Raw genomic sequence first — 20,358 nt, forward strand, 5'->3', positions numbered from 1 at the left:
CCCTGCAGCAACAAGGCCTCAGCCCCATCACCACCCGAACAACCAGCTCTCTGCATTTCTGCAGAACCGCCTCAGTAGCGAAGCCCTCGACTATAGCACTAGTTTTAGGGGCGGCAAGAAAGATGGGGGGAAATTTTAGGAAGCCTCACTCGCCCCGAACACGGGTCTGCACGTCAGCCCACTACGCGCAGCAAGCTGCGACCACTTGTCGCGCAGCTGCACCGCTATCTATATAGGACAAAAAGTAGCAGAGACTCTCGCCAACAGAGCGCGACCAAAACCAGTCCAACAGAGGCAACGGAGAGCTGCGCAGCCTCTCGCCCCGATAATCCAGCCCTTATGGCACTTATCACCCTACTGGAAGCCCAACTCGCATTTGGGCACGTTGCATTGCTGGACCACGCCGGCTTTTCCTTGGAGACTGCAGAACGCGTTGGACTGATCGGTCGCAACGGCGCAGGCAAATCCTCGCTTCTCAAAATTCTCGGCGGTCTTGCAAAGCCGGACGACGGCTCGCTACAGGTCCAACAAGGCGTGCGAATTGCCTTTGTGGCCCAGGAGCCATCGCTGGACGCTACGGCCACCATCTTCAAATCTGCTTCTGAAGGACTGCAGCGGGTTATCGCAATCCGCGATCAGTATCTGTCGGGCGCGGAAGGGCTTGACCTGGACGCACTGCAATCCGAAATCGAAGCGTACGATGCCTGGAACTGGGAGCAGCGGGTAGAGGAGACCCTGCAGCGGCTGCACCTTGATCCCGACGCTGTCATCGGGACGCTGTCGGGTGGAACCAAGAAACGTGTCGCACTGGCACAGGCGCTGGTGGCTCGCCCAGATGTACTGCTGCTCGACGAACCCACCAACCATCTGGATCTCGATTCAATCGAATGGTTGGAGGACCTTCTGCTCGATTTTCCGGGCAGCGTTGTCACCATCACCCATGATCGATCATTCCTCGATCGCGTCGCCACCCGCATCGTTGAGCTGGACCGGGGTCAATTGCGATCCTACCCCGGTAACTTCGCGCAGTATCAGCTGCAAAAGGAAGACCAGCTAGCGCAGGAGGCCGTCATTTCCGCCAAAGCCGACAAGCTTTTGGCACAGGAAGAAGTCTGGATACGCCGCGGCGTCGAAGCGCGCCGCACTCGCAGCCAGAGCCGCATCAGCCGCCTGGAGCATTTGCGTGCGCGCCGCGAAGCACGCCGCGAAGTGGTCGGCAGCGTTCGCATGGATGTGGCGACCGGTGGCTCCAACGGATACCAGGGAAAGATCGTCGCGGAGCTGACGGGAGTCGGCAAGTCGTTCGGCGACAAGACCATCGTTCGCAATTTCACCGGAACCATCCTGCGCGGGGACAAAGTAGGACTGATTGGCCCCAATGGCGCAGGGAAGACCACGCTGCTCAAAATGATCCTGGGCGAGTTGGCACCTGACGAGGGAACCATCCGCCAAGGGGCTAACCTGCAGGTTGCTTATTTCGATCAGATGCGCCACGCCGTCAATCTGGATGCCACCCTGGAAGACTTCATCAGCCCGGGCAGCGAATGGATCGAGATCGGCAACCAGCGCAAGCACGTCAAAAGCTATCTGAGTGATTTCCTGTTCTCTCCCGCCCGGGCGCATTCCCCGGTCCGCTCCCTATCCGGTGGCGAACGCAATCGTCTGTTGCTGGCACGGCTGTTCGCCCGCCCCGCGAATGTCCTGGTGCTGGACGAACCCACCAACGATCTCGACATCGACACGCTGGATCTCCTGGAAGAGCTACTGGAAAACTACGAAGGTACCGTGTTCCTCGTCAGCCACGACCGGACATTTCTCGACAACGTGGTCACCAGCACGATCGCATTTGAAGGCGACGGCTTGTGGCGCGAGTACGAAGGGGGCGTGCAGGACTGGCTTGTGCAATCCAAGCGCAGCAGGGCCCTCAATGCGTCCGCGCCCACCACCAAGAAAGCTGACAGAGAAAATTTGAATGGAAATACCGCCCAGGGCTTATCCAATAAGCCTGAGCAGCTATCAAAAAAGAAACTCAGTTACAAAGAGCAGCGCGAGCTTGATCAACTTCCCGCGCAAATAGCGGCATTGGAATCAGAACAGCAAGAACTGCAAGCGGCCTTGGCCGATGGAAGGCTGTACAGCACCGATCCTGCAAAGGCCACAGCCATGACCGCACGGGCTGGCGAGATAGAGGAAGCGTTGATGACGTCGCTGGAGCGCTGGACAGCCCTGGCCGCATAAACCAGCCGACACCGGGCAACACCAAGGCTGCGCAATCGCCGGAAGCATCCGGTCTGCGCATGCCAGCTATGCCAGTTACGCCATCAGATTCGATGGTGCAGTCGGTCTGTAGCACCGCGCAGGCGTGCGATCAATGCCGACGCAATTTGCCCCAACGGCAGAACTTCGTCTGCAGCGCCATGGGCAATCGCTTCACGCGGCATACCAAAAACGATGCAGGTCGCTTCATCCTGCACATAGTTGTAGCTGCCAGCGTCCTTCATTTCCCGCATCGCAGCGGCCCCATCGTTTCCCATACCGGTGAGCATGATGCCGAACGCGTTGCGTCCGACTACAGCTGCGGCCGATTTGAACAACACTTCTACCGAGGGCTTGTGGCGGTTCACGGGTGGTCCGTCATCCACCACCGCTACATAATTGGCGCCGCTGCGGGCCACGTGAAACTGAGTACCACCCGGGGCAATATAGGCATGGCCAGGCAAGATGCGCTCGCCATTCACCGCCTCTTTGACCGTGATCTGGCAAAGACCATTCAGCCGAGCCGCGAAGCTGGTGGTAAACCCTGGGGGCATGTGCTGAGTGATGACGATCGCTGGCGAATCCGCAGGCATCTGCACCAACACCTCCTTGATAGCCTCCGTGCCACCCGTGGACGCACCGATGCAGATCAGCTTTTCGGTGGACAAGCGGCCCAGAAGCGCTGACGCGGTGGGCGCTGCTGCCACTCCAGCCGATCCTCCCGCACCGCCGGAAGGCGTGTTTTCACGCGCGGGCGCGCGGCGAACCTGGGCCACCGCAGCCACGCGGATCTTATCCACGATCTGGGCCGCAAGATCATTGAGGCCGCTGGCCAAGCCAACACGGGGCTTGGCTACAAAATCGACGGCACCCAGCTCCAGGGCCTTCATCGTCACCTCAGCGCCCCGCTCCGTCAGCGTGGAAATCATCACCACAGGCATCGGGCGCAAGCGCATCAAACGCCCCAGAAAGTCGATGCCATCCATGCGAGGCATCTCAACATCCAATGTGATGACATCGGGATTGAGCTCGCGGATCATCTCGCGCGCCACCAAGGGATCATTGGCGGTGCCGATGCACTCCATGTCCCGCTGCCGGTTGATGATCTCGGACAGCAGACTGCGGACCAACGCCGAATCGTCCACCACGATCACCCGGATTTTCCTGCTCATTAACTCACGCCTTCCTCAAAACAGATCAACAGAACCGCCCGAGGTAGTCTTTGCCACAGTGGCTGCATTGCCGCGCACTTCCTGGGCCACCAAGGCTTCGGGGTGTGCATGCGCCAATCGCTTGACCATGGCTTTCCCTGTGATAGGGAAAAAAACCACCTTGCGCGGATAAATATCCAGGACATCCTCGGAGACGATGGGAATACGCTCCGTATGCAGGTAGTTCAAAACAAAATTGGTGTTGCGCTCTCCGACATTCATGGTCGTAAAGTTGTGCATCACCTGCGCGCCCCCAAAAATCTTGGCCTGCATGGTTTCGCGACGGGCCCCCAGCTTGAGCATCTCGTTGATCAGCAATTCCATGGCATACGAGCCATAACGCCCTGACGCATCCGCAACATCACCATCGGGCAGCATGAAGTGGTTCATCCCACCCACGTGCGCGCGGCTGTCCCAAAGACAGGCGGCAATACACGACCCCAACACGGTCATGATGATCATGTTCTCGTCGCCGACAAAATACTCACCAGGGAGGACTTTCACAGCGTTGTGCTGGAAATGATGGTCAAGATAGAAAAAAGATGCCTCCCCAGGCTTGCGGCTGCGTGTTTTGAGCTCTTGCAGCGAAGACTCCCGTGCGGGTCCAGTACCTGCGGAATAGATGTCCGCACTCAATGGCGCAATGCGCGGGGCGCGTCGCCGTTCGGACGAGCCTGGAGAGGCTGCGGCCGGAGGAAGAGATGATCCTGATGGAATATTGGTCATGGGGCTAGGTGCGAGGCAACATGGCAGGTCAGCGGCGCTCGTACACGGTTTTGCCACGCAGCGTAAACAGGTCTCTGGACTCGCTAAAGTTTTCGGCATGTCCCACAAACAGCATGCCCCCAGGCTTCAAGACCCGGTGAATCCGCTCCAGCACACGCCTCTGCGTAGGGGCATCAAAGTAGATCATCACGTTGCGGCAAAAAACCACATCAAAGGGTTCTTTGAACGGCCAGTCGTCCCGGATGAGATTCACGCTCATGAAATCAATCGCGCGTCGCAATTCCGGCTTGGCCCGCACCATGCCGAGGTTGCCACCCTTCCCACGCAGGAAGAATTTCTGCAACCGCTCCGGGCTCAAGCCCTTGAGGCTGTCAAGACGGTAGACACCCTGCGCCGCAGTCGCCAAGACACGGGAATCAATATCACTGGCAGTGAGCTTGAACGAAGCGTTGGCCCCCAGCGCCTCGAATGCCGTCATGACAATCGAATAAGGCTCTTCTCCGGTGGACGCCGCGTTGCACCAAACCTTCCAGCCGGCAGACGGCTTGCCCCGCAGGTGTGAAGCAAAAATTTCGAAGTGATGCTGCTCGCGGAAAAATGCCGTGAGGTTGGTAGTGAGCGCATTGATGAACTCCTGCCACTCCGGGCCGTCGTGCGTCTCCAACCATCCCAGATAGTCATGAAAACTGCTGTGCCCCGTATCCCGCAAGCGGCGTGAAAGCCGGCTGTACACCATGGCATGCTTGCCGTCGTGCAAGCTGATCCCCGCCCGCTGATAGATCAGGGCCTGTACCCGCGCAAAATCTGCGTTGGTCCAGACAAATTCACGCCCCTGAGCCAGCGGCCCCGACGGGGCCGCCGCAGCGGCATACGCGGGGTCCACCCTGCCGATAGTGGGCCGGGTTGCAGAAGAGGCACTGGTGGTTGGGGCCATATTGATCGTCCGACGGGAAATCCTGTTCGCTCCTAGAGATCTGCAAGCCACACCCGCAAACTGGCAGGTGACGGTTCCACCACGTTAGCGACGGAGGCGTCCTACTCGTTGGCAGTCACCAGCCCCATGTCTACACCGGACATGAGCTTTTCGATGTCCAGCAGAATCAGCATGCGCTCCCCCACCGATCCAAGTCCGAGAATGCAACTGTTGTCGATGGCGCTTTCAATATCTGGTGCCGAGCGGATACTCTCCGGCGTCAGTTCCATGACGTCGCTGACGGAGTCCACCACGATTCCAACCACCCGGTTACGGAGGTTCAAGATGATGACCACCGTGAAGCTGTTGTAGTCGGCCTGCGCGCAGTTGAACTTGAGGCGCATATCGACAATGGGCACGATGGTCCCACGCAGATTGACGACACCCTTGATGAAATTGGGAGCGTTCGCAATCCGTGTAGGCGGCTCATAGCCACGGATTTCCTGCACTTTCAGGATGTCGATGCCGTACTCTTCCTGGTCGAGGCGGAACGTCAGATATTCACGGGTGCCCGTTGGCACCGCTTCTGCAGTTTTACCCATCACACTCATGGTGCATTCTCCTTTCGTGACAGCGCCATGCCCCTCTCGGACACAGCCGCTTAAATCTAGTGGCGCGCCCGTCGCACCAAGCCACCGGTGTCCAGAATGAGCGCAACCGTGCCGTCGCCCAAGATGGTGGCCCCGGATACGTTGGGGACCTTGCGGTAGTTCGACTCAAGGTTCTTGACGACTACCTGGTGCTGGCCCAGCAACTCATCGACCAACAGCGCCACACGGCTGCCATCCGCCTCCACAACCACCATGATGTTGCTGGATTTGTTTGGATCGAAACGCGGTACCTGGAAAATTTTCTCCAGCGCGATCACAGGCATGTACTCGTCGCGCACTTTCACCAGTTGCGAGCCCTGGGCCACGGTGCTCACATCGTCTGCATTGACCTGGAAAGACTCCACCACCGAAGACAGCGGAAGAATGTAAACCTCATCGCTCACTCCCACGGACATGCCATCCATGATGGCCAGCGTCAGCGGCAAGCGCACAGAGACCTTCATCCCGTAACCTTCAGCGGAATCGATTTCAACCGAGCCGTTGAGCGCAGCAATGTTGCGCTTGACCACATCCATACCCACACCACGCCCCGACACGTCGGTCACCTCATCCGCGGTAGAGAAACCGGGGGCAAAGATCAACTGCCAGACTTCGGCGTCGCTCATTTGCTCGGACACTTCAATGCCACGTTCTTGTGCTTTGCTGAGAATTTTTTCGCGCGAGAGTCCACGGCCATCGTCGCGCACCTCAATCACGATCGAGCCGCCCTGGTGAGAGGCCGATAACGTGATGGTTCCATGCTCGGATTTGCCTTTGGCCAATCGGTCTGCCGGCATCTCGATCCCGTGGTCGCAACTGTTGCGCACCAGGTGGGTCAGCGGGTCCGTGATCTTCTCGACCAAACCTTTGTCCAGTTCGGTGGCTTCGCCCAGCGTCACCAGTTCAACCTTCTTGCCCAGCTTGTTGGCCAAGTCCCGCAGCATGCGGGGGAAACGGCTGAAAACAATCGACATCGGAATCATGCGGATCGACATGACCGACTCCTGAAGATCGCGAGTGTTGCGATCCAGGTCGGCCAGTCCCGCCAGCAGCTGTTGATAAGCACCCGCATCCAACCCACGGCTGTTTTGGGCCAGCATCGCCTGGGTGATCACCAGTTCACCCACCAGATTGATCAGCTGATCGACCTTTTTCACATCGACGCGAATCGTTGTGGACTCCATTTGTGCCTGCATGGCAACCTTAGGCTCACTGGCCTTTGGCGCCACCACCGCCTTGGAGGCTTGCGCGGGGGCATGTGCAGCCGCCTGAGGTGCATCGGCACGTGGCGCACCAGGCGCGTCATTGAAGAATCCGTAGGCTTCACCCCCTGCAGCACCGGCTGCGAGTGCAGCTTCTTCATCCTCATCAGGTGATTGTGCTGGCGCTGCACCCCCAGCATCGCGAATCAGCACTTGCTCCTTGGCCACATGAAAGGCAAACAGGTCGAGAAGGTCGTCATTGGTGGAGGTGGTTTCCACCGCGAAGAGCCGCGTATTTGGCTGTTGACTTTCTATGTCACGAATAGCCCCGAGGCCAGGGATATCCCGGAACAGCTCCTTGATGGCGTCCGCCTGCTCCAATCGGTCCAACGGGCCAATCTGAATCTCCAGCATGCGCGCTTGGCCTGCCACCGCCGGCGCAATCACCTTCGGTGCGGGCGCAGGCGCAGCAACCTGGGGTGCTGGTGAAGGTGCCGCAGGCGACGGCGGTGGAGCCACAGCGGGGGCATCGCCGGGTACCAGCCCCGCAGCAAGCTCACTGATGCGACGGACCAGTGAAGTGGTGGACACAGCATCGCCCTGTCCACCCGCCTGGTGGCGGGCCAACAGGCTGCGGGAAGCATCGGCAGATTCCAGCAGCACGTCCACCATCTGGGGGATGGGCTGCAGTTCATGGCGGCGCAACCGATCCAAAAGAGACTCCATCTGGTGGGTCAGTTCGGCAACATCCGAGAACCCAAAAGTGGCCGAACCACCCTTGATCGAATGGGCACACCGGAAGATGCCATTGAGTTCTTCGTCGTTGGCGCTACTCAAATCCAGGTCCAGAAGCATCTGCTCCATCTGGTCCAGGTTTTCGCCCGCTTCCTCGAAAAAGATCTGATAGAACTGGCTCAGGTCGAAGTCAGCGCCTGCACCCGATCCTTCTTGGTAGGTTTCCGCCATCGTGGGCTCCTGTGTACTTGGTGATCCTGGACAACCGGCTCAGCGGATCACTTTCTGGATAACTTCGATCAGGCGATTAGGATCAAAGGGTTTGACGAGCCAGCCCGTGGCCCCTGCGGTCCGCCCCGCCTGCTTCATCTGATCGCTGGACTCGGTAGTGAGAATCAGAATCGGAATGGTCTTGAATTTTGGGTTTTCACGCAGTTTTCGCGTGAGTCCAATCCCGTCCAGCCGAGGCATGTTCTGGTCTGCCAGCACGAGATCAATGTTGTGGCTCTCGGCCTTTTCCAGGGCATCCTGCCCATCCACTGCCTCCACGACGTGATAGCCGGCACCCGTGAGAGTGAACGACACCATTTTTCGCATGGACGGTGAATCATCTACGGCAAGGATCGATTGCATGTAAGGCTCCAACTGACTTGAATATATAGGTGAACCAGTGATGTGAGGGTCAGAACAGGTCCACAGAACCCGCATCCATCTCGCTCTGCGTGACGGGATTGGGCCGGTCGGGCGCCATCTCCGCAAAGGGGGCGGCTTCTTCACCATCTTCGTTGCCCATGGCCTCGGAGGCAAGGCGGAAAGCGCATCCTTGCAGCACTTTGGTCGTGTGCCAGATCAACTGGGATGCCATGTCCTGAAACTGCAACTCGGTTACAGCACTCCGCAGTGCTGCACGGGCTGCCACCAGCTCAGGGGAATCTGCAACAGCGGCATCCGTTAGCACGGCATTCGCCTCTCCGAAGCGTTCCAGCAGGTTGTCGGTTGCATGGTTAAGCAGTCCTTCCAGGCGATGCAGGTCATGCATAACGACCAGCAACGAATCCTGCAGTTCTGCCGCCACCATGACGGGAACCTGGACAGCAGGTCCTCCAGACGTTGTTAGCGTAGATTGCATCGTTTCTCCATCGCGGCACGCAGCAGCAAAGCACGCAAAAAACACAGGACTACGACACCCGCACAATGGCCCAAAGCCCTTGTGCACCCTCGTGTCAGCACCCATTGGACGCTGACGCGGAAACCATCCCAATCGGACAAACACCCTTGTTTGTTCCAATTTGTATCCTATGATAGCGCTCCTATGGTCACCATAGCACCAGACCAGACCCTCAGCATCCTGCATCTTGAAGATTCACTGGCGGATCATGAGTTGACCGCATTGACCCTGCGACGGTCTGGGCTCCACTGCCACCTCCGTCAGGTGGACTCACTTCCTGATTTCCAGCGACTGACTGACACCCAGCCGTTCGACATCATCTTGGCAGATTACCGGCTGCCCGGCTTCACTGCGCTGGACGCATGGGCGCATGTGGTGCAAAAGCCGCACCACCCACCCTTTGTGCTTCTTTCGGGGGCCATCGGCGAGTCGGCGGCTGTGGACGCGATCCGCCTGGGTATTGCCGACTATCTGCTCAAGGACGACCTTCAACGCCTGCCCCACGTCATCGCACGCGCTCTGGAGGTTCACGAAGCCCGGCAGGCGCGCGAACGGGCTGTTGCGCAACTCGAAGCCTCCGAGCGCAGACTGGCGGATCTGACGGAGCATCTGCAAACATCGATCGAACAGGAGCGCGCGTCCATTGCTCGCGAAATACACGACGACATTGGCGGCGCGTTGACCGCCGTGAGGTTCGATGTGGCGTGGATTGGGCGCCACAGTGCCAACCCTGAGATGCAGGAACACGCGGCGTCTGCGACGGAAATGCTGCAGCACGCCATCGGGGCCAGCCAGCGCATCATGATGAATCTGCGCCCCCCCATTCTTGAACAAGGGCTGGTCGCAGCGGTGCAGTGGCTTGCCGCCGGATTTGAACGCCGCTCCGGAATTCCAGCCCGTGTTGTAAGCAGCAGCGAAACCATCCAGGCAGCCGCAGATATCCAGCTGGTTGCCTATCGCACGGCGCAGGAAGCGTTGACCAACATCGCCAAACACGCGCACCCAAAAACGGTACACATTGATCTCTCCGACAAGGAGGACGTGCTGACGCTGGAAGTGACTGACGACGGCCAGGGCATCGACCCCGTCATGCTCGAAAAACCCAAAGCCTTCGGGCTTAAAGGCCTGCATGAACGCGCCAAGACCGTGGGAGGGTGGCTGGATATCAGCAGCCGTCCCGGTCATGGCACCTCCGTGATCCTGTCCATACCGCTAACATCGCACCCTACACCACCAGCCTCAGGAGATGCGCAGTGATTCATGTGGTCCTGTGCGACGACCATGCCGTCTTGCGGCGGGGAATACGCGACACGCTGGCCGACGCACCCGACATCCAGGTGACGGGCGAGGCTGGAGGATATTCCGAGCTGCGCGAGGTGCTGCGCTCCGCCCCCTGCGATGTACTGCTGCTGGACTTGAACATGCCGGGTCGCAGCGGCTTGGAAGTGCTCACCAGCTTGCGTGAAACCCACTCCACCATCAAGGTGCTGGTGGTCTCCATGTATCCAGAAGACCAGTACGCCCTGCGCTGCCTGAAGGCTGGCGCTCAGGGCTATGCCAACAAGGCCGGAGACCCCGTCGAGTTGATTGCCGCCGTGCGGACCGTCATGCAGGGGCGCAAGTACCTCACGGCAGAAGTTGCGCAGATGCTGGCGGACAGCCTGGCCCAGCCTACGCCGGAAGCGCCGCACACGGCGCTGTCCGAGCGGGAACTGCAGACACTGGTCAAGATAGCATCCGGCCGCAGGCTGTCGGACATCGCAGAGGAATTGATGCTGAGCCCGAAGACGGTGAGCGTGTACCGTTCCCGGGTCCTGGAAAAACTCAAACTTTCCAACAACGCAGAACTCACCGTCTACGCCATCCGGAACCAGCTGGTCTGACTCCGCGCCCAGGCTCTCTAACGCTCTATCTCTGAGCGGCAAACAGATCGACTGCCTGCTGCATGAGTGCCAGTACGGGTTGCTCCAAAAGGGGCAGCGTGGCCACAATGCCCAGCATCCCCACGGTCAGTGTCACGGGGAAACCCACCGCGTAGATATTCATTTGTGGCGCGACACGCGAAATGATGCCGAGCGTCAAATTGACAAAAAGCAGAAGCGCAATCATGGGCAGCGCGATCCACAGCGCGCTGGAAAACAGCGAAGAGCCCAGCTCATAAAGGCGCATTTGCCCCAGCGCCTGCAGAAAGTTGCCATTGACCGGAAAGCGGTCGAAACTTTTCACCACCGCCATCAGAATCAACAGATGGCCGTTGATAACCACAAAAAGCAGCGTCGCCATATGCCCAAAAAAGCGCGCAACGGCGCTGATCTGCGCATTGGAGGACGGGTCAAAGAACGACGCGAAATTCAACCCCATCTGCAAGCCAATGATTTCACCTGCCAGTTCTACAGCGGCAAACACCAGTCGGACTGAAAATCCGATCGCAAGCCCCACAGCCACCTGCTGCGCGACGGCACCAAACGCCTCTCGGCCATTGACACTGATGACCGGTTGATCACCCAGCACGCCCTGCGCGCAAAGGGCCACCAGAAACGCCAGTCCGATCTTGACGCGCATCGGGACTGTTCGCATGGAGAACACCGGCGCGACTGAAAATACGGCCAACACACGCAAAAAGGGCCACAGGATGGGAGACAGCCAAGCCATCAGCTGGGCTTCGGTGAAGGTGATCACGCGATCCTCAGGCGTCAGCCGGAAACGGAGACTGCGAACATCCGGCGGCGGGAAACACGCCCATAGCTCGCCCTTTTCATGGAACTAGCCGATCATCGAAGGAATGGATTCGATGGTCCGCCGGATAAAGTCCACCAGGGTGCTGAGCATCCAAGGACCCGCAATGGCAAAAACGACCATGGCGGCAATCAGCTTGGGCACAAAAGCAAGCGTCGCTTCATGGATCTGGGTAACGGCCTGAAAAATGCTCACGATCAACCCCACCGCCATGACCACCCCGAGCACGGGCATGGAGATCATTAGGAGCAGTGTCAGGGCATCGCGCCCTATGGTCAGCACCATTTGCGAAGTCATTGGCAACTCCTTTAAGGCACAAAGCTGGCAGCCAGCGAACCGATCAGCAAGTTCCAGCCATCCGCCAACACAAACAGCATGAGCTTGAACGGCAGCGCCACCAGCACCGGAGACAACATCATCATGCCCAGAGACATGAGAATGCTCGACACCACCATGTCGATGACCAGAAACGGAATGAAGATCATGAACCCGATCTGAAACGCCGACTTCAGCTCACTGGTGACAAACGCCGGTACCAGCACCCTCAAGGGCGCGGTCTCCGCAGTCACACTGGAATCGAGGCGCGCCAGGCGGGAAAAGAGGGCAAAGTCGGATTGCCGAGTCTGCTTGAGCATGAAGCTGCGCATAGGCGCTTCGGCCTTCTCCAGGGCCTGTTCAAAACTAATGGTGTTGTTGGTGTAAGGGACGTAGGCATCCTGGTACACACGGTCCAGCGTAGGCCCCATCACGAAAAAAGTGAGAAACAGCGACAACCCGATGATGACCTGGTTGGGAGGCGCCGATTGGGTGCCCAGCGCCTGGCGCAGCAGCGACAAGACGATCACGATCCGAGTGAAGCCCGTCATCATGAGCAGCACTGCCGGCAAGAAAGAGAGTGCGGTAAAGAACAGCAGTGTCTGGATGGGCACAGAGTAGCTGTTGCCAGACGGACCGCTACCCACCACCAGCGGCAAGGAGCCAGCGGACGCCTGCGCGAAGGCCGGGGCATGCACCAAGAAACTCACGGCAACCACTGCCCCCAGCAACACCACACTACGGACAGGTGACACGTCAGACATTGGCAGGACTTCCGGGAGTGTTCACTGCGGAAGCTATTTCCAGCGCAAAAGAAGGTTCCGCATTGGAAGCTGAGTTGGGAACAGCAGAAGGGCCGACGGGAAGCACATGCAAGCAGCTCACCTGCTGCGCCGTCACGCCCAGCACCAGCCAGGTCCTCGCATGTTCCGGTCCGACCTCCACCGTGACCACGCGCTGATGGGGTCCGACTGCCACCGCAGACAACACCCGGGACGCAGCACCAACACCCGCACCACTCGCCGCGTGGCGCTGCTGCAGTCGACGGACTAGCCACGGCAACAAGGCCATGGCGCCGACAAAAAGGACAACAACAACCAGCGTCTGCGTCATGCTGCCACTATCCACGACTGACCCGCCGCAAGCGCTCGGAAGGAGTCACCACATCCGTGAGACGGATACCGAACTTGTCGTTCACCACGACGACCTCGCCCTGTGCAATGAGATAGCCATTGACCAGCACGTCCATTGGCTCACCCGCGAGGGCATCGAGTTCCACGACAGAGCCCTGGGCCAGCTGAAGGATGTACTTGATCGGCACCTTGGTCCGTCCCAGCTCCACCGACAACTGGACGGGTATGTCCAGCACCATGTTGATATCGTTGACCGTACCATCGCCGCCGCCTGAAAAAGGACGGACCGGCTCACCGGACAACGGACCACCCTGCTCCACGTCGCCGGGCTTGTCGTCGGTCCGTTTTTGCTCTTCAAGTGCCTCCGCCCAACCCGCAAATGGGTCGTCCGCGCCTGCATCCTTGTTATCTTCTTCAGTTGACATCTTTTTCTCCCAGCCAGCTCATGTCGGCATTGCGCAGGCATTCTTCGATACGAATGGCGTACTTGGAATTGTGCGTTCCGTACTGGCATTCAAAAATGGGAACCCCTCCGATCGACGCACGAATGCGGGGCTCACGGTCCAGCTCGATGAAATCACCAGGTTTCATGGCCAACAACTGCTCCACGGTGGCATCCGCACGGGCCAGTTCTGCCACCAGGGTCACTTCGGCCGCCTGGATTTCACGTGTCAGCACACGGACCCAGCGGCGATCCACCTCAATGGAGTCGCCCTGTGTGGACGAGTACAGCACGTCGCGGATCGGCTCCAGCGTCGCATAGGGCATGCAAATATGAATTGCGCCTGAAAGATCCCCGATTTCCAACTGAAATGCCGTGGACACGACAATCTCGCTGGGGGTGGCAATGTTGGCAAACTGGGGCTGCATCTCAGACCGCTGGTACTCCAGCTCCAGCGGATAGATGCCCTGCCATGCCTTTTTGTATTCGGCGCAAATCACGTCCACCAGACGGTTGATGACCCGTTGCTCTGTGGGTGAAAAATCTCGCCCCTCGATCCGAGTCTGAAACTTGCCCACACCGCCGTACAGCGTGTCGATGATGCCGAACACCAGCGACGGTTCACACACGATCAGTCCGCTGCCGCGCAGCGGACGAATGGCCACAATGTTGAAATTGGTGGGCACCGCCAGCTCGCGCAGAAAAGCGCTGTAACGCTGCACGGACACAGTGCCCACTGAAATTTCAGGGCTGCGGCGGATGAAGTTGAAAAGCCCGATCCGGAAGTTGCGCGCAAACCGTTCATTGACGATTTCCATCGTCGGCATGCGTCCACGGACGATGCGCTCCTGGCTGGAAATGTCGTAATTGCGGACAGAGCCCGCCTCCGCCACTTCCTCGACCGATTTCTGGCTCTCGCCAGTAACCCCTTCGAGAAGGGCATCGACCTCTTCCTGGGAAAGAAATGAATCACTCATGACTGGTCCTCGCCCGGGTCACTGGATGATGAAGCTGGAAAAGAGCACACGGTGCACCGGGTTACGCTCCGTGCGCCGACGCGAAGGCCGCTCCTGCGCGTCGTCCTCCTTGTCGGCCGCCGCAGCCCGTGGGCGCTCTGTCGAAACCGTGTAACCCAGCGGGCGCGAGACTTCCCGCAAGATGTCGGCAGCCAGTTTTTCCTTGCCTTCCCGCTGCAGCAATTCGCTGGAGGTCCGCTGAGAAATCAACATCAGAATGCCACTGCGTATAGAAGGCAGATAGAGCTTTACTTGCTCCGCCGTTTTGGCATCTTCTAGTTCCAGGGTAATGCCGATCTGGGCAAACCGGTCTCCGCCAGGGTCCGCCAGGTTCACCACCATGTTTTCCATGGGCAGAAAAGTGGGGGCCACCTTGGGGGCCTCCTTGCGGGCGGGTGCAGCACCTTCCTCCTCGTCGGCATGAGAACGGCTGGCAATGAACCAGGCCGCCGCGCCACCGCCAATCACCAGCACCGCCACCACAACGCCAATGATGATGATGAGCATCTTCTTGCTTTTGGCCGGGGCCGCTGCGGGAGTTGCGGGAGTATTGGCTGACACAGTGCGGATTCCTTGCTATGGGGACGGGTGGTACCCGCGCAGTCCCTGGGCGGGCAAAACCGGATGGCCCATTATTGGGCGAGGCTGCAACCAATAATAGCCAGAATAAAAGCCCAAAACCATGGCATTCGCTGCGCTAGGCCCTCTGCGCGCAACCGCAGGAACCATTCACGGTCTCGCGGTGGCCGCATGCCCTTCATGGCATCCAGGCAAGGATTTCGTCACAACGCCGCAAGAAGAAATGCCACGTGAGGCACAACACATTGTCAGCACGCGGCCGCCAGCGTAGCGTCCCCATGGCGGGACCTCGCCCAGGAATGCAGCATGGCGACAGACCGACGGCCCCGTTGCCCGCCTGGATTTACACAAAAACATCGACGGCGCGGTCCGCAGCCCCGCCGCGCAGCAACGAGGCTGTGCCCGCGGGCGCGGTGGCGACCACCTGCGCCTGGCGGGCTCCATCACGTTGGCTCTGGCGCTCGGAGCCCCCGGCATCTCCACGCTGTCCTGCCGAGGTGCCGACCGACATACCCGAAAGCACGAGGCCCTCACTGCGCAACAGTTCACTCAGTTGTGCCATGCTGCGGTCCAGCAGTTCACGGGTCTGCGGCTGGTCGCTGCGGAACGTGACATGGGCTTCGTTGCCAGACAACGATACCGAAACTTCCACCGGCTGACCGTCACGGTTGAGCGTGAGCTCTGCATTCTGTGTCTTCTGATTGACCCAATAAGCCACCTGCTCAGTCACCTGCTCTTCAGCGCCCGCCTGTGCGGGATCTGTGAACACGCCGACCCCATCCAGGGAACCAGCCTCCACCGGCCCGGAGCCGCCCCCACTATCGAACCACGCCCCAGCCCCGGAACGCCCTTCGCCAGAGCGCCCTCCCCCGTCTGCACCGCCACCACCCTGTGCAGATGCCACCGGAGACAACAAACCGTCAATGATGGAAGCCGCCACGCCGCCGCCTGCAGGATCCCCCCCACCACTGATACTGCGATCCGCTGCGCCAGCGGCGGGCGCACCCACCACCATCCGCTCGCTGGCGGCCTGCACCGCAGCCAAGGCCGACCCCTGGTGGCCCGGCGACTGCAGCATGGCGCCGCCCACCGGTGAGCGCCCTGTAGACATCTCCAAGGCATCTGCCTTTTGGGACAACGCACTCTGCATGCGAGAAAAAACCCGGCCGTGCGCCGTCCCGCCGGCTTGAGGGAGCCCCTCCTTCAGGTCCACCGAGGTGTCGAGCATGGCCGTTTCCGCCACCATCCCTTGTGGAAGGCCGTCCGTGGCGACCAGGGAACTCGCCATAGAAGTCAAACCACCCTGGACGCCCCCCCCTTGCGCACCCGCCCCCACTGTCGATCCGTTTTGCACTCCGGTACGAAGAATGCCGCCTTCCTGAAACCCCTCAGGCGCGGCAGCATCCACCCGCGCGCTTGCGCCGGGTACCAGCAGACCTTGCCATGCCGCCATGGCCGATACGTCCATCGCGCCCTTCGCAGCGTCGGTAGAGACAACGTCGGAAGGCACCACGGAGGCCGCAAGATCCAGCGGAGCGCCATCCCCTTGGGACACATCGCCCAGCGCAGCCATCAGTGCGAGAAAGCCTCCAGCCCCCGGTGCATTCGCATCCGAGGCCTGGGCAGTGGACCGGGGACGTGCGGCGTGGGCGGGTTGGGTGCCCTGGGAAGAAGAAATTTTTGTGGGTTCCATTGTCAATACTCCCGGCCCGCAGAGCCCTGAATCTCACTGCGGTACTGCAATGCAGCCCGCTCATCGGTTTGTTTCTGATCTCTTCGCATTTCGGCCAACTCCAGGTCATGGCGCCGCTTTTCCACGACCTTGCGCAGGCTTGCCAGCCGCAGCTCTGCCTCCAGCAAGGCGCGCCTGGCTGCCTCCACCCGGTTGGCATGCTCCCCCACCACAGTGCTCTGGACACTCGCAGCATGGCCCAGGCGGTCCATGAATTGGTAGTGGTGGTACATCACCTCGGGCTTCATCGTCGTGTCGGCCTTCATGCCCCAACGCGCCTGCGTCTCACGGGCATAGTCTTCGAGCTGGTCGAGCTGGGCACACGCCGCCTGCTGCGCAGCCAGCATGTCCTGCAGCACTTTGCGCGCGTCGTCCCGCTTGCGGGAAGCCACTTCCACAGCGACGGCGAGGGAGTTGAGGCTGGACATGGCTCGCTACCCACGGCGTTCAATGGTCCAGCACCGCAGCCATGCCCGCCACGCTCTGGTCCATGGAGGCCGCCTCGAACATGTCCTGCTGCAGGAAATTTGCCATCTGCGGCTGCAGGCGAATGGCCTCGTCCAGGGCGGGGTCTGACCCGCTCATGTACGCACCCACCTGCACCAGATCACGGCTTTTCTGGTAACGCGAGTACACGGCCCGAAAGCGTCGCGCCAGATCAAAATGCCCCCGCGACACCACGTTGTGCATCACCCGGGATGCAGACTGCTCGATGTCGATGGCCGGGAAGTGCCCCGTCTCGGCCAGGGCCCGCGACAGCACGATGTGCCCATCCAGAATGGCCCGCGCCGCATCCGCGATAGGGTCCTGCTGGTCATCCCCTTCCGACAACACGGTGTAGAACGCCGTGATCGAACCGACGCCATGCAGCCCGTTGCCACTGCGCTCCACCAGCTGAGGCAGCTTGGCAAAACAGGAGGGCGGATACCCCTTGGTGGCGGGCGGCTCACCGATGGCCAGCGCAATTTCTCGCTGGGCCATCGCATAGCGGGTGAGTGAATCCATGAGCAACAACACGTGCTTGCCCTTGTCCCGAAAATGCTCGGCCACGGCGGTGGCATACGCCGCACCCTGCATGCGCAAAAGGGGCGGGGCATCGGCAGGTGCGGCCACCACCACCGAGCGGGCGCGGCCGTCGTCGCCCAGAATGTCTTCCACAAACTCCTTGACCTCACGCCCCCGCTCGCCAATGAGTCCCACCACAATCACATCCGCCCGCGTGTAGCGGGCCATCATGCCCAGCAAGACGCTCTTGCCCACACCAGATCCCGCGAACAGACCCAGGCGCTGCCCGCGCCCCACGGTGAGCAGGGCATTGATGGCGCGCACGCCCGTGTCCAAAGATTCGCGCACGGGATCGCGGTCCATGGCATTGATCTGGCGCCGTCCCATGGGTTCGGACACCACATCCTGCACAGGCCCACCGTGGTCCAACGGCAAACCCTGCGCATCCACCACCCGGCCCAGCAGGCCTTCACCCATTGGCAAACGCAGCACACCCGCACGCTGGATGGCCCGCGCAGGCTCACCCAGGCGCGGCACGGGAATGTAGGGCGCAGCGGGCACCACGCTGGCACCACTGGAGAGCCCGTGGATATCTCCCGCAGGCATCAAAAATGCGCGGTCGGCAGAAAACCCCACCACTTCTGCCAGCACGGGGGCGTGCCCCGGCATCTGGACCATGCACTGCGAGCCCACCGGCACGCGAATGCCCACGGCTTCCAGCACCAGGCCCGTCAGCCGGGTCAGCGTGCCGCGCGTCTCCAGCGGCGCGCCTTCGGCAACACGCGCACGCGCATCGTCCATGAGGCACGTCCAGGCGGAAGGAGATTCAACGGTCATCGCCGCCCTCCTCTTCCCATGGCGACTGGAGTCCCAGTGCGGCAATGGCACGCTGCCAGCGTTTGTCGAGGCTGCCATCCACCACCGTCCCGGCTGATTCGACCAGACAGCCGCCCGGCGGCACCGCCGCATCGGCCATCCATTGCACACCCGGGGCGTCGATTGCTTCGCGCAGGGGCTGTGCCATGACCTCCATGTCGGCCGGGTGGAGACGAACCATGGCAGGTCGCCCTTCGGTCACGAGCATGCCCACAGCCTCTTTCACCACGGGCTGCAACGCATTGGGATTGACGGACAGTTCCTGGCGCACCACCTGGCGCGCAATGTCACAGGCCAGCTCCAGCAGTTGCTGTGCCATCTGCTGCTGCATGTCAATCAGGCTTGCATCGAGGGTCTGCACCACGCCCTGCAACCGCTGCGCCGTTTCGTGCCCTTGCTGGGCAATGTATTCGTCCATGCGCCGCTGCCATTCCAGCGCCGTCTGGGCTTGCCCCTGGGCAAAGCCCTCGGCATAGGCATCGTCACACGCCTGCTGAATCAGTGCCTGCTGCGCAGCCTCATCAATTTCGACCGGGATCTCCACCACAGGCTCCGGCTCCGCCGGCTCAACCAGGTCAGAGCCATCCACCGCACCAAACTTCCACTGCGTGAAATCGCCCACTTCCTCGCTGGGAATGAAGCGCGAATAAGAGCGCTGGCTAGACGAAGGCATCATCACCGCCAGATCCGATCACGATTTGACCCTCGTCGGACAGGCGACGCACGGTCTTGAGGATTTCCTTTTGCTGGGCCTCGACCTCGGACAGCCGCATCGGGCCACGCGACTCGAGGTCTTCGCGCAATGCCTCGGAGGCACGCGACGACATGTTCGACAGGAACTTCTCGCGCAACTCCGGCACCGCCCCCTTGAGCGCGACGATGAGCGTTTCGGACGCCACTTCCTTGAGCACGGTCTGAATCGCCTTGTCGTCGAGCTTGAGCACGTCTTCGAACACGAACATCTTGTCCATGATCTTCTGGGCCAGATCGGGGTCGTAGCCCCGGATGGACTCCAGCACCACGGCGTCCATGTTGCCGCCCAGCAGGTTGATGATCTCGGCCGCGGCCTTGACGCCGCCCAGCGAGCTCTTGCGGATCTTGTCGCCGCCGGCCAGCACCTTGAACAGCACCTCGTTCAGGTCCTTGAGCGCCGTGGGCTGGATGCCCTCCAGCGTGGCCACGCGCAGCAGGATTTCACTGCGCTGGCGGTCCGTGAGGTGCATGAGGATGCCCGATGCCTGGTCGCTGTCCAGGTGCACCAGGATCGCCGCCACGATCTGCGGATGCTCGTTGCGCAGCAGTTCGGCCACCGACAGCGGGTCCATCCACTTGAGGCTTTCGATGCCCGAGACATCTCCACCCTGCAAGATGCGGTCGATGAGCAGGCCCGCCTTGTCGTCCCCCAGCGCTCGCTTGAGCACCGCGCGGACATAGTTGCCGGTGTCCGACACCAGCAAGCTCTGCGCCGCCGCCGCGTTGGAGAACTTGTTGATGACCTGATCGACCTTGTCGCGCGACACCGAGCGCATGCGGGCAATGGTCTCGCCAAGCTTTTGCACTTCCTTGGGCGAGAAATGCTTGAACACTTCGGCCGCCTCTTCCTCGCCGAGGGACATCAGCATGATGGCGGCGTCGTTGAGTCCTTGGTCGTCCATGGTCGTCG

The 20,358-nt window shown here is 60.5% G+C and carries 22 protein-coding genes; 3 read left to right on the forward strand and 19 right to left on the reverse strand.

The genetic code is table 11. The features are described from left to right. Positions 1–339 precede the first annotated feature (339 nt). Positions 340–2,238: an ATP-binding cassette domain-containing protein gene (locus IB243_RS20810; RefSeq protein WP_192429114.1), complete on the forward strand. Its 1,899-nt coding sequence runs from the start codon at positions 340–342 to the stop codon at positions 2,236–2,238. 83 nt (positions 2,239–2,321) lie between these two features. Here the strand turns inward: IB243_RS20810 and IB243_RS20815 are convergent, their stop codons facing one another. The 7 genes from IB243_RS20815 to IB243_RS20845 form a co-directional block, all read right to left on the reverse strand. Next, a complete protein-coding gene (locus tag IB243_RS20815) occupies positions 2,322–3,428 on the reverse strand; it encodes a chemotaxis response regulator protein-glutamate methylesterase (RefSeq protein WP_010465997.1) in 1,107 nt (368 codons plus the stop codon). A gap of 15 nt (positions 3,429–3,443) precedes the next feature. Further along, positions 3,444–4,193 (reverse strand): chemoreceptor glutamine deamidase CheD, encoded by a 750-nt coding sequence (cheD, locus tag IB243_RS20820; RefSeq protein WP_029414287.1) that lies wholly within the window; start codon positions 4,191–4,193, stop codon positions 3,444–3,446. A gap of 28 nt (positions 4,194–4,221) precedes the next feature. Then, positions 4,222–5,127 (reverse strand): CheR family methyltransferase, encoded by a 906-nt coding sequence (locus tag IB243_RS20825; RefSeq protein WP_082606997.1) that lies wholly within the window; start codon positions 5,125–5,127, stop codon positions 4,222–4,224. A 101-nt stretch (positions 5,128–5,228) separates the two neighbouring features. Then, on the reverse strand, positions 5,229–5,717 hold the full coding sequence (locus tag IB243_RS20830; protein WP_010466005.1) for a chemotaxis protein CheW: 489 nt from the start codon (positions 5,715–5,717) through the stop codon (positions 5,229–5,231). Between the two features lie 56 nt (positions 5,718–5,773). Then, positions 5,774–7,924 carry a chemotaxis protein CheW gene (locus IB243_RS20835; protein ID WP_192429116.1) on the reverse strand — a complete coding sequence of 717 codons (2,151 nt, stop codon included), beginning with the start codon at positions 7,922–7,924 and terminating at the stop codon, positions 5,774–5,776. A 39-nt stretch (positions 7,925–7,963) separates the two neighbouring features. Beyond that, positions 7,964–8,326, reverse strand: coding sequence for a response regulator (locus IB243_RS20840; RefSeq protein ID WP_010466008.1), 363 nt, complete (start codon positions 8,324–8,326; stop codon positions 7,964–7,966). A 49-nt stretch (positions 8,327–8,375) separates the two neighbouring features. Continuing rightward, a complete protein-coding gene (locus tag IB243_RS20845) occupies positions 8,376–8,822 on the reverse strand; it encodes a hypothetical protein (RefSeq protein ID WP_010466010.1) in 447 nt (148 codons plus the stop codon). Between the two features lie 183 nt (positions 8,823–9,005). Here IB243_RS20845 and IB243_RS20850 point away from each other — a divergent pair, with 183 nt between their 5' ends. Both IB243_RS20850 and IB243_RS20855 read left to right on the forward strand, forming a co-directional pair. Further along, complete coding sequence (locus IB243_RS20850) at positions 9,006–10,118, forward strand: ATP-binding protein (protein WP_192429118.1); 1,113 nt, start codon at positions 9,006–9,008, stop codon at positions 10,116–10,118. Further along, complete coding sequence (locus IB243_RS20855; protein ID WP_010466014.1) at positions 10,115–10,744, forward strand: response regulator transcription factor; 630 nt, start codon at positions 10,115–10,117, stop codon at positions 10,742–10,744. The genes IB243_RS20850 and IB243_RS20855 overlap by 4 nt, the downstream gene beginning before the upstream one ends. A gap of 25 nt (positions 10,745–10,769) precedes the next feature. Here IB243_RS20855 and fliR read toward each other — a convergent pair whose 3' ends face one another. The 12 genes from fliR to fliG form a co-directional block, all read right to left on the reverse strand. Beyond that, positions 10,770–11,540 (reverse strand): flagellar biosynthetic protein FliR, encoded by a 771-nt coding sequence (fliR, locus tag IB243_RS20860; RefSeq protein ID WP_010466016.1) that lies wholly within the window; start codon positions 11,538–11,540, stop codon positions 10,770–10,772. Positions 11,541–11,624: 84 nt separating this feature from the next. Next, on the reverse strand, positions 11,625–11,894 hold the full coding sequence (gene fliQ / locus IB243_RS20865) for a flagellar biosynthesis protein FliQ (protein ID WP_010466018.1): 270 nt from the start codon (positions 11,892–11,894) through the stop codon (positions 11,625–11,627). A gap of 11 nt (positions 11,895–11,905) precedes the next feature. Next, complete coding sequence (gene fliP, locus IB243_RS20870) at positions 11,906–12,676, reverse strand: flagellar type III secretion system pore protein FliP (protein ID WP_010466020.1); 771 nt, start codon at positions 12,674–12,676, stop codon at positions 11,906–11,908. Then, on the reverse strand, positions 12,669–13,025 hold the full coding sequence (locus IB243_RS20875; protein WP_192429120.1) for a flagellar biosynthetic protein FliO: 357 nt from the start codon (positions 13,023–13,025) through the stop codon (positions 12,669–12,671). The genes fliP and IB243_RS20875 overlap by 8 nt, the downstream gene beginning before the upstream one ends. Before the next feature lie 7 nt (positions 13,026–13,032). After that, complete coding sequence (fliN, locus tag IB243_RS20880) at positions 13,033–13,470, reverse strand: flagellar motor switch protein FliN (protein WP_010466023.1); 438 nt, start codon at positions 13,468–13,470, stop codon at positions 13,033–13,035. Next, a complete protein-coding gene (gene fliM, locus IB243_RS20885; protein ID WP_010466026.1) occupies positions 13,460–14,464 on the reverse strand; it encodes a flagellar motor switch protein FliM in 1,005 nt (334 codons plus the stop codon). The genes fliN and fliM overlap by 11 nt, the downstream gene beginning before the upstream one ends. An 18-nt stretch (positions 14,465–14,482) precedes the next feature. Then, positions 14,483–15,010 carry a flagellar basal body-associated protein FliL gene (gene fliL / locus IB243_RS20890; protein ID WP_010466028.1) on the reverse strand — a complete coding sequence of 176 codons (528 nt, stop codon included), beginning with the start codon at positions 15,008–15,010 and terminating at the stop codon, positions 14,483–14,485. A gap of 415 nt (positions 15,011–15,425) precedes the next feature. Continuing rightward, positions 15,426–16,775 (reverse strand): flagellar hook-length control protein FliK, encoded by a 1,350-nt coding sequence (locus tag IB243_RS27170; RefSeq protein ID WP_225585151.1) that lies wholly within the window; start codon positions 16,773–16,775, stop codon positions 15,426–15,428. A gap of 2 nt (positions 16,776–16,777) precedes the next feature. After that, positions 16,778–17,242, reverse strand: coding sequence for a flagellar export protein FliJ (gene fliJ, locus IB243_RS20900; RefSeq protein ID WP_057229739.1), 465 nt, complete (start codon positions 17,240–17,242; stop codon positions 16,778–16,780). A 19-nt stretch (positions 17,243–17,261) separates the two neighbouring features. After that, on the reverse strand, positions 17,262–18,656 hold the full coding sequence (gene fliI / locus IB243_RS20905) for a flagellar protein export ATPase FliI (protein WP_057229740.1): 1,395 nt from the start codon (positions 18,654–18,656) through the stop codon (positions 17,262–17,264). After that, positions 18,646–19,371 carry a flagellar assembly protein FliH gene (locus IB243_RS20910; protein ID WP_029414290.1) on the reverse strand — a complete coding sequence of 242 codons (726 nt, stop codon included), beginning with the start codon at positions 19,369–19,371 and terminating at the stop codon, positions 18,646–18,648. The genes fliI and IB243_RS20910 overlap by 11 nt, the downstream gene beginning before the upstream one ends. Beyond that, the gene (gene fliG / locus IB243_RS20915; protein WP_010466039.1) at positions 19,355–20,350 is read right to left on the reverse strand and encodes a flagellar motor switch protein FliG; all 996 of its coding nucleotides are present in this window, start codon (positions 20,348–20,350) and stop codon (positions 19,355–19,357) included. The genes IB243_RS20910 and fliG overlap by 17 nt, the downstream gene beginning before the upstream one ends. Between the last annotated feature and the right edge of the window lie 8 nt (positions 20,351–20,358).

Origin of the sequence: Acidovorax sp. ACV01, from assembly GCF_014851495.1 — a bacterium.
GTDB classification, from domain to species: domain Bacteria; phylum Pseudomonadota; class Gammaproteobacteria; order Burkholderiales; family Burkholderiaceae_C; genus Acidovorax; species Acidovorax radicis.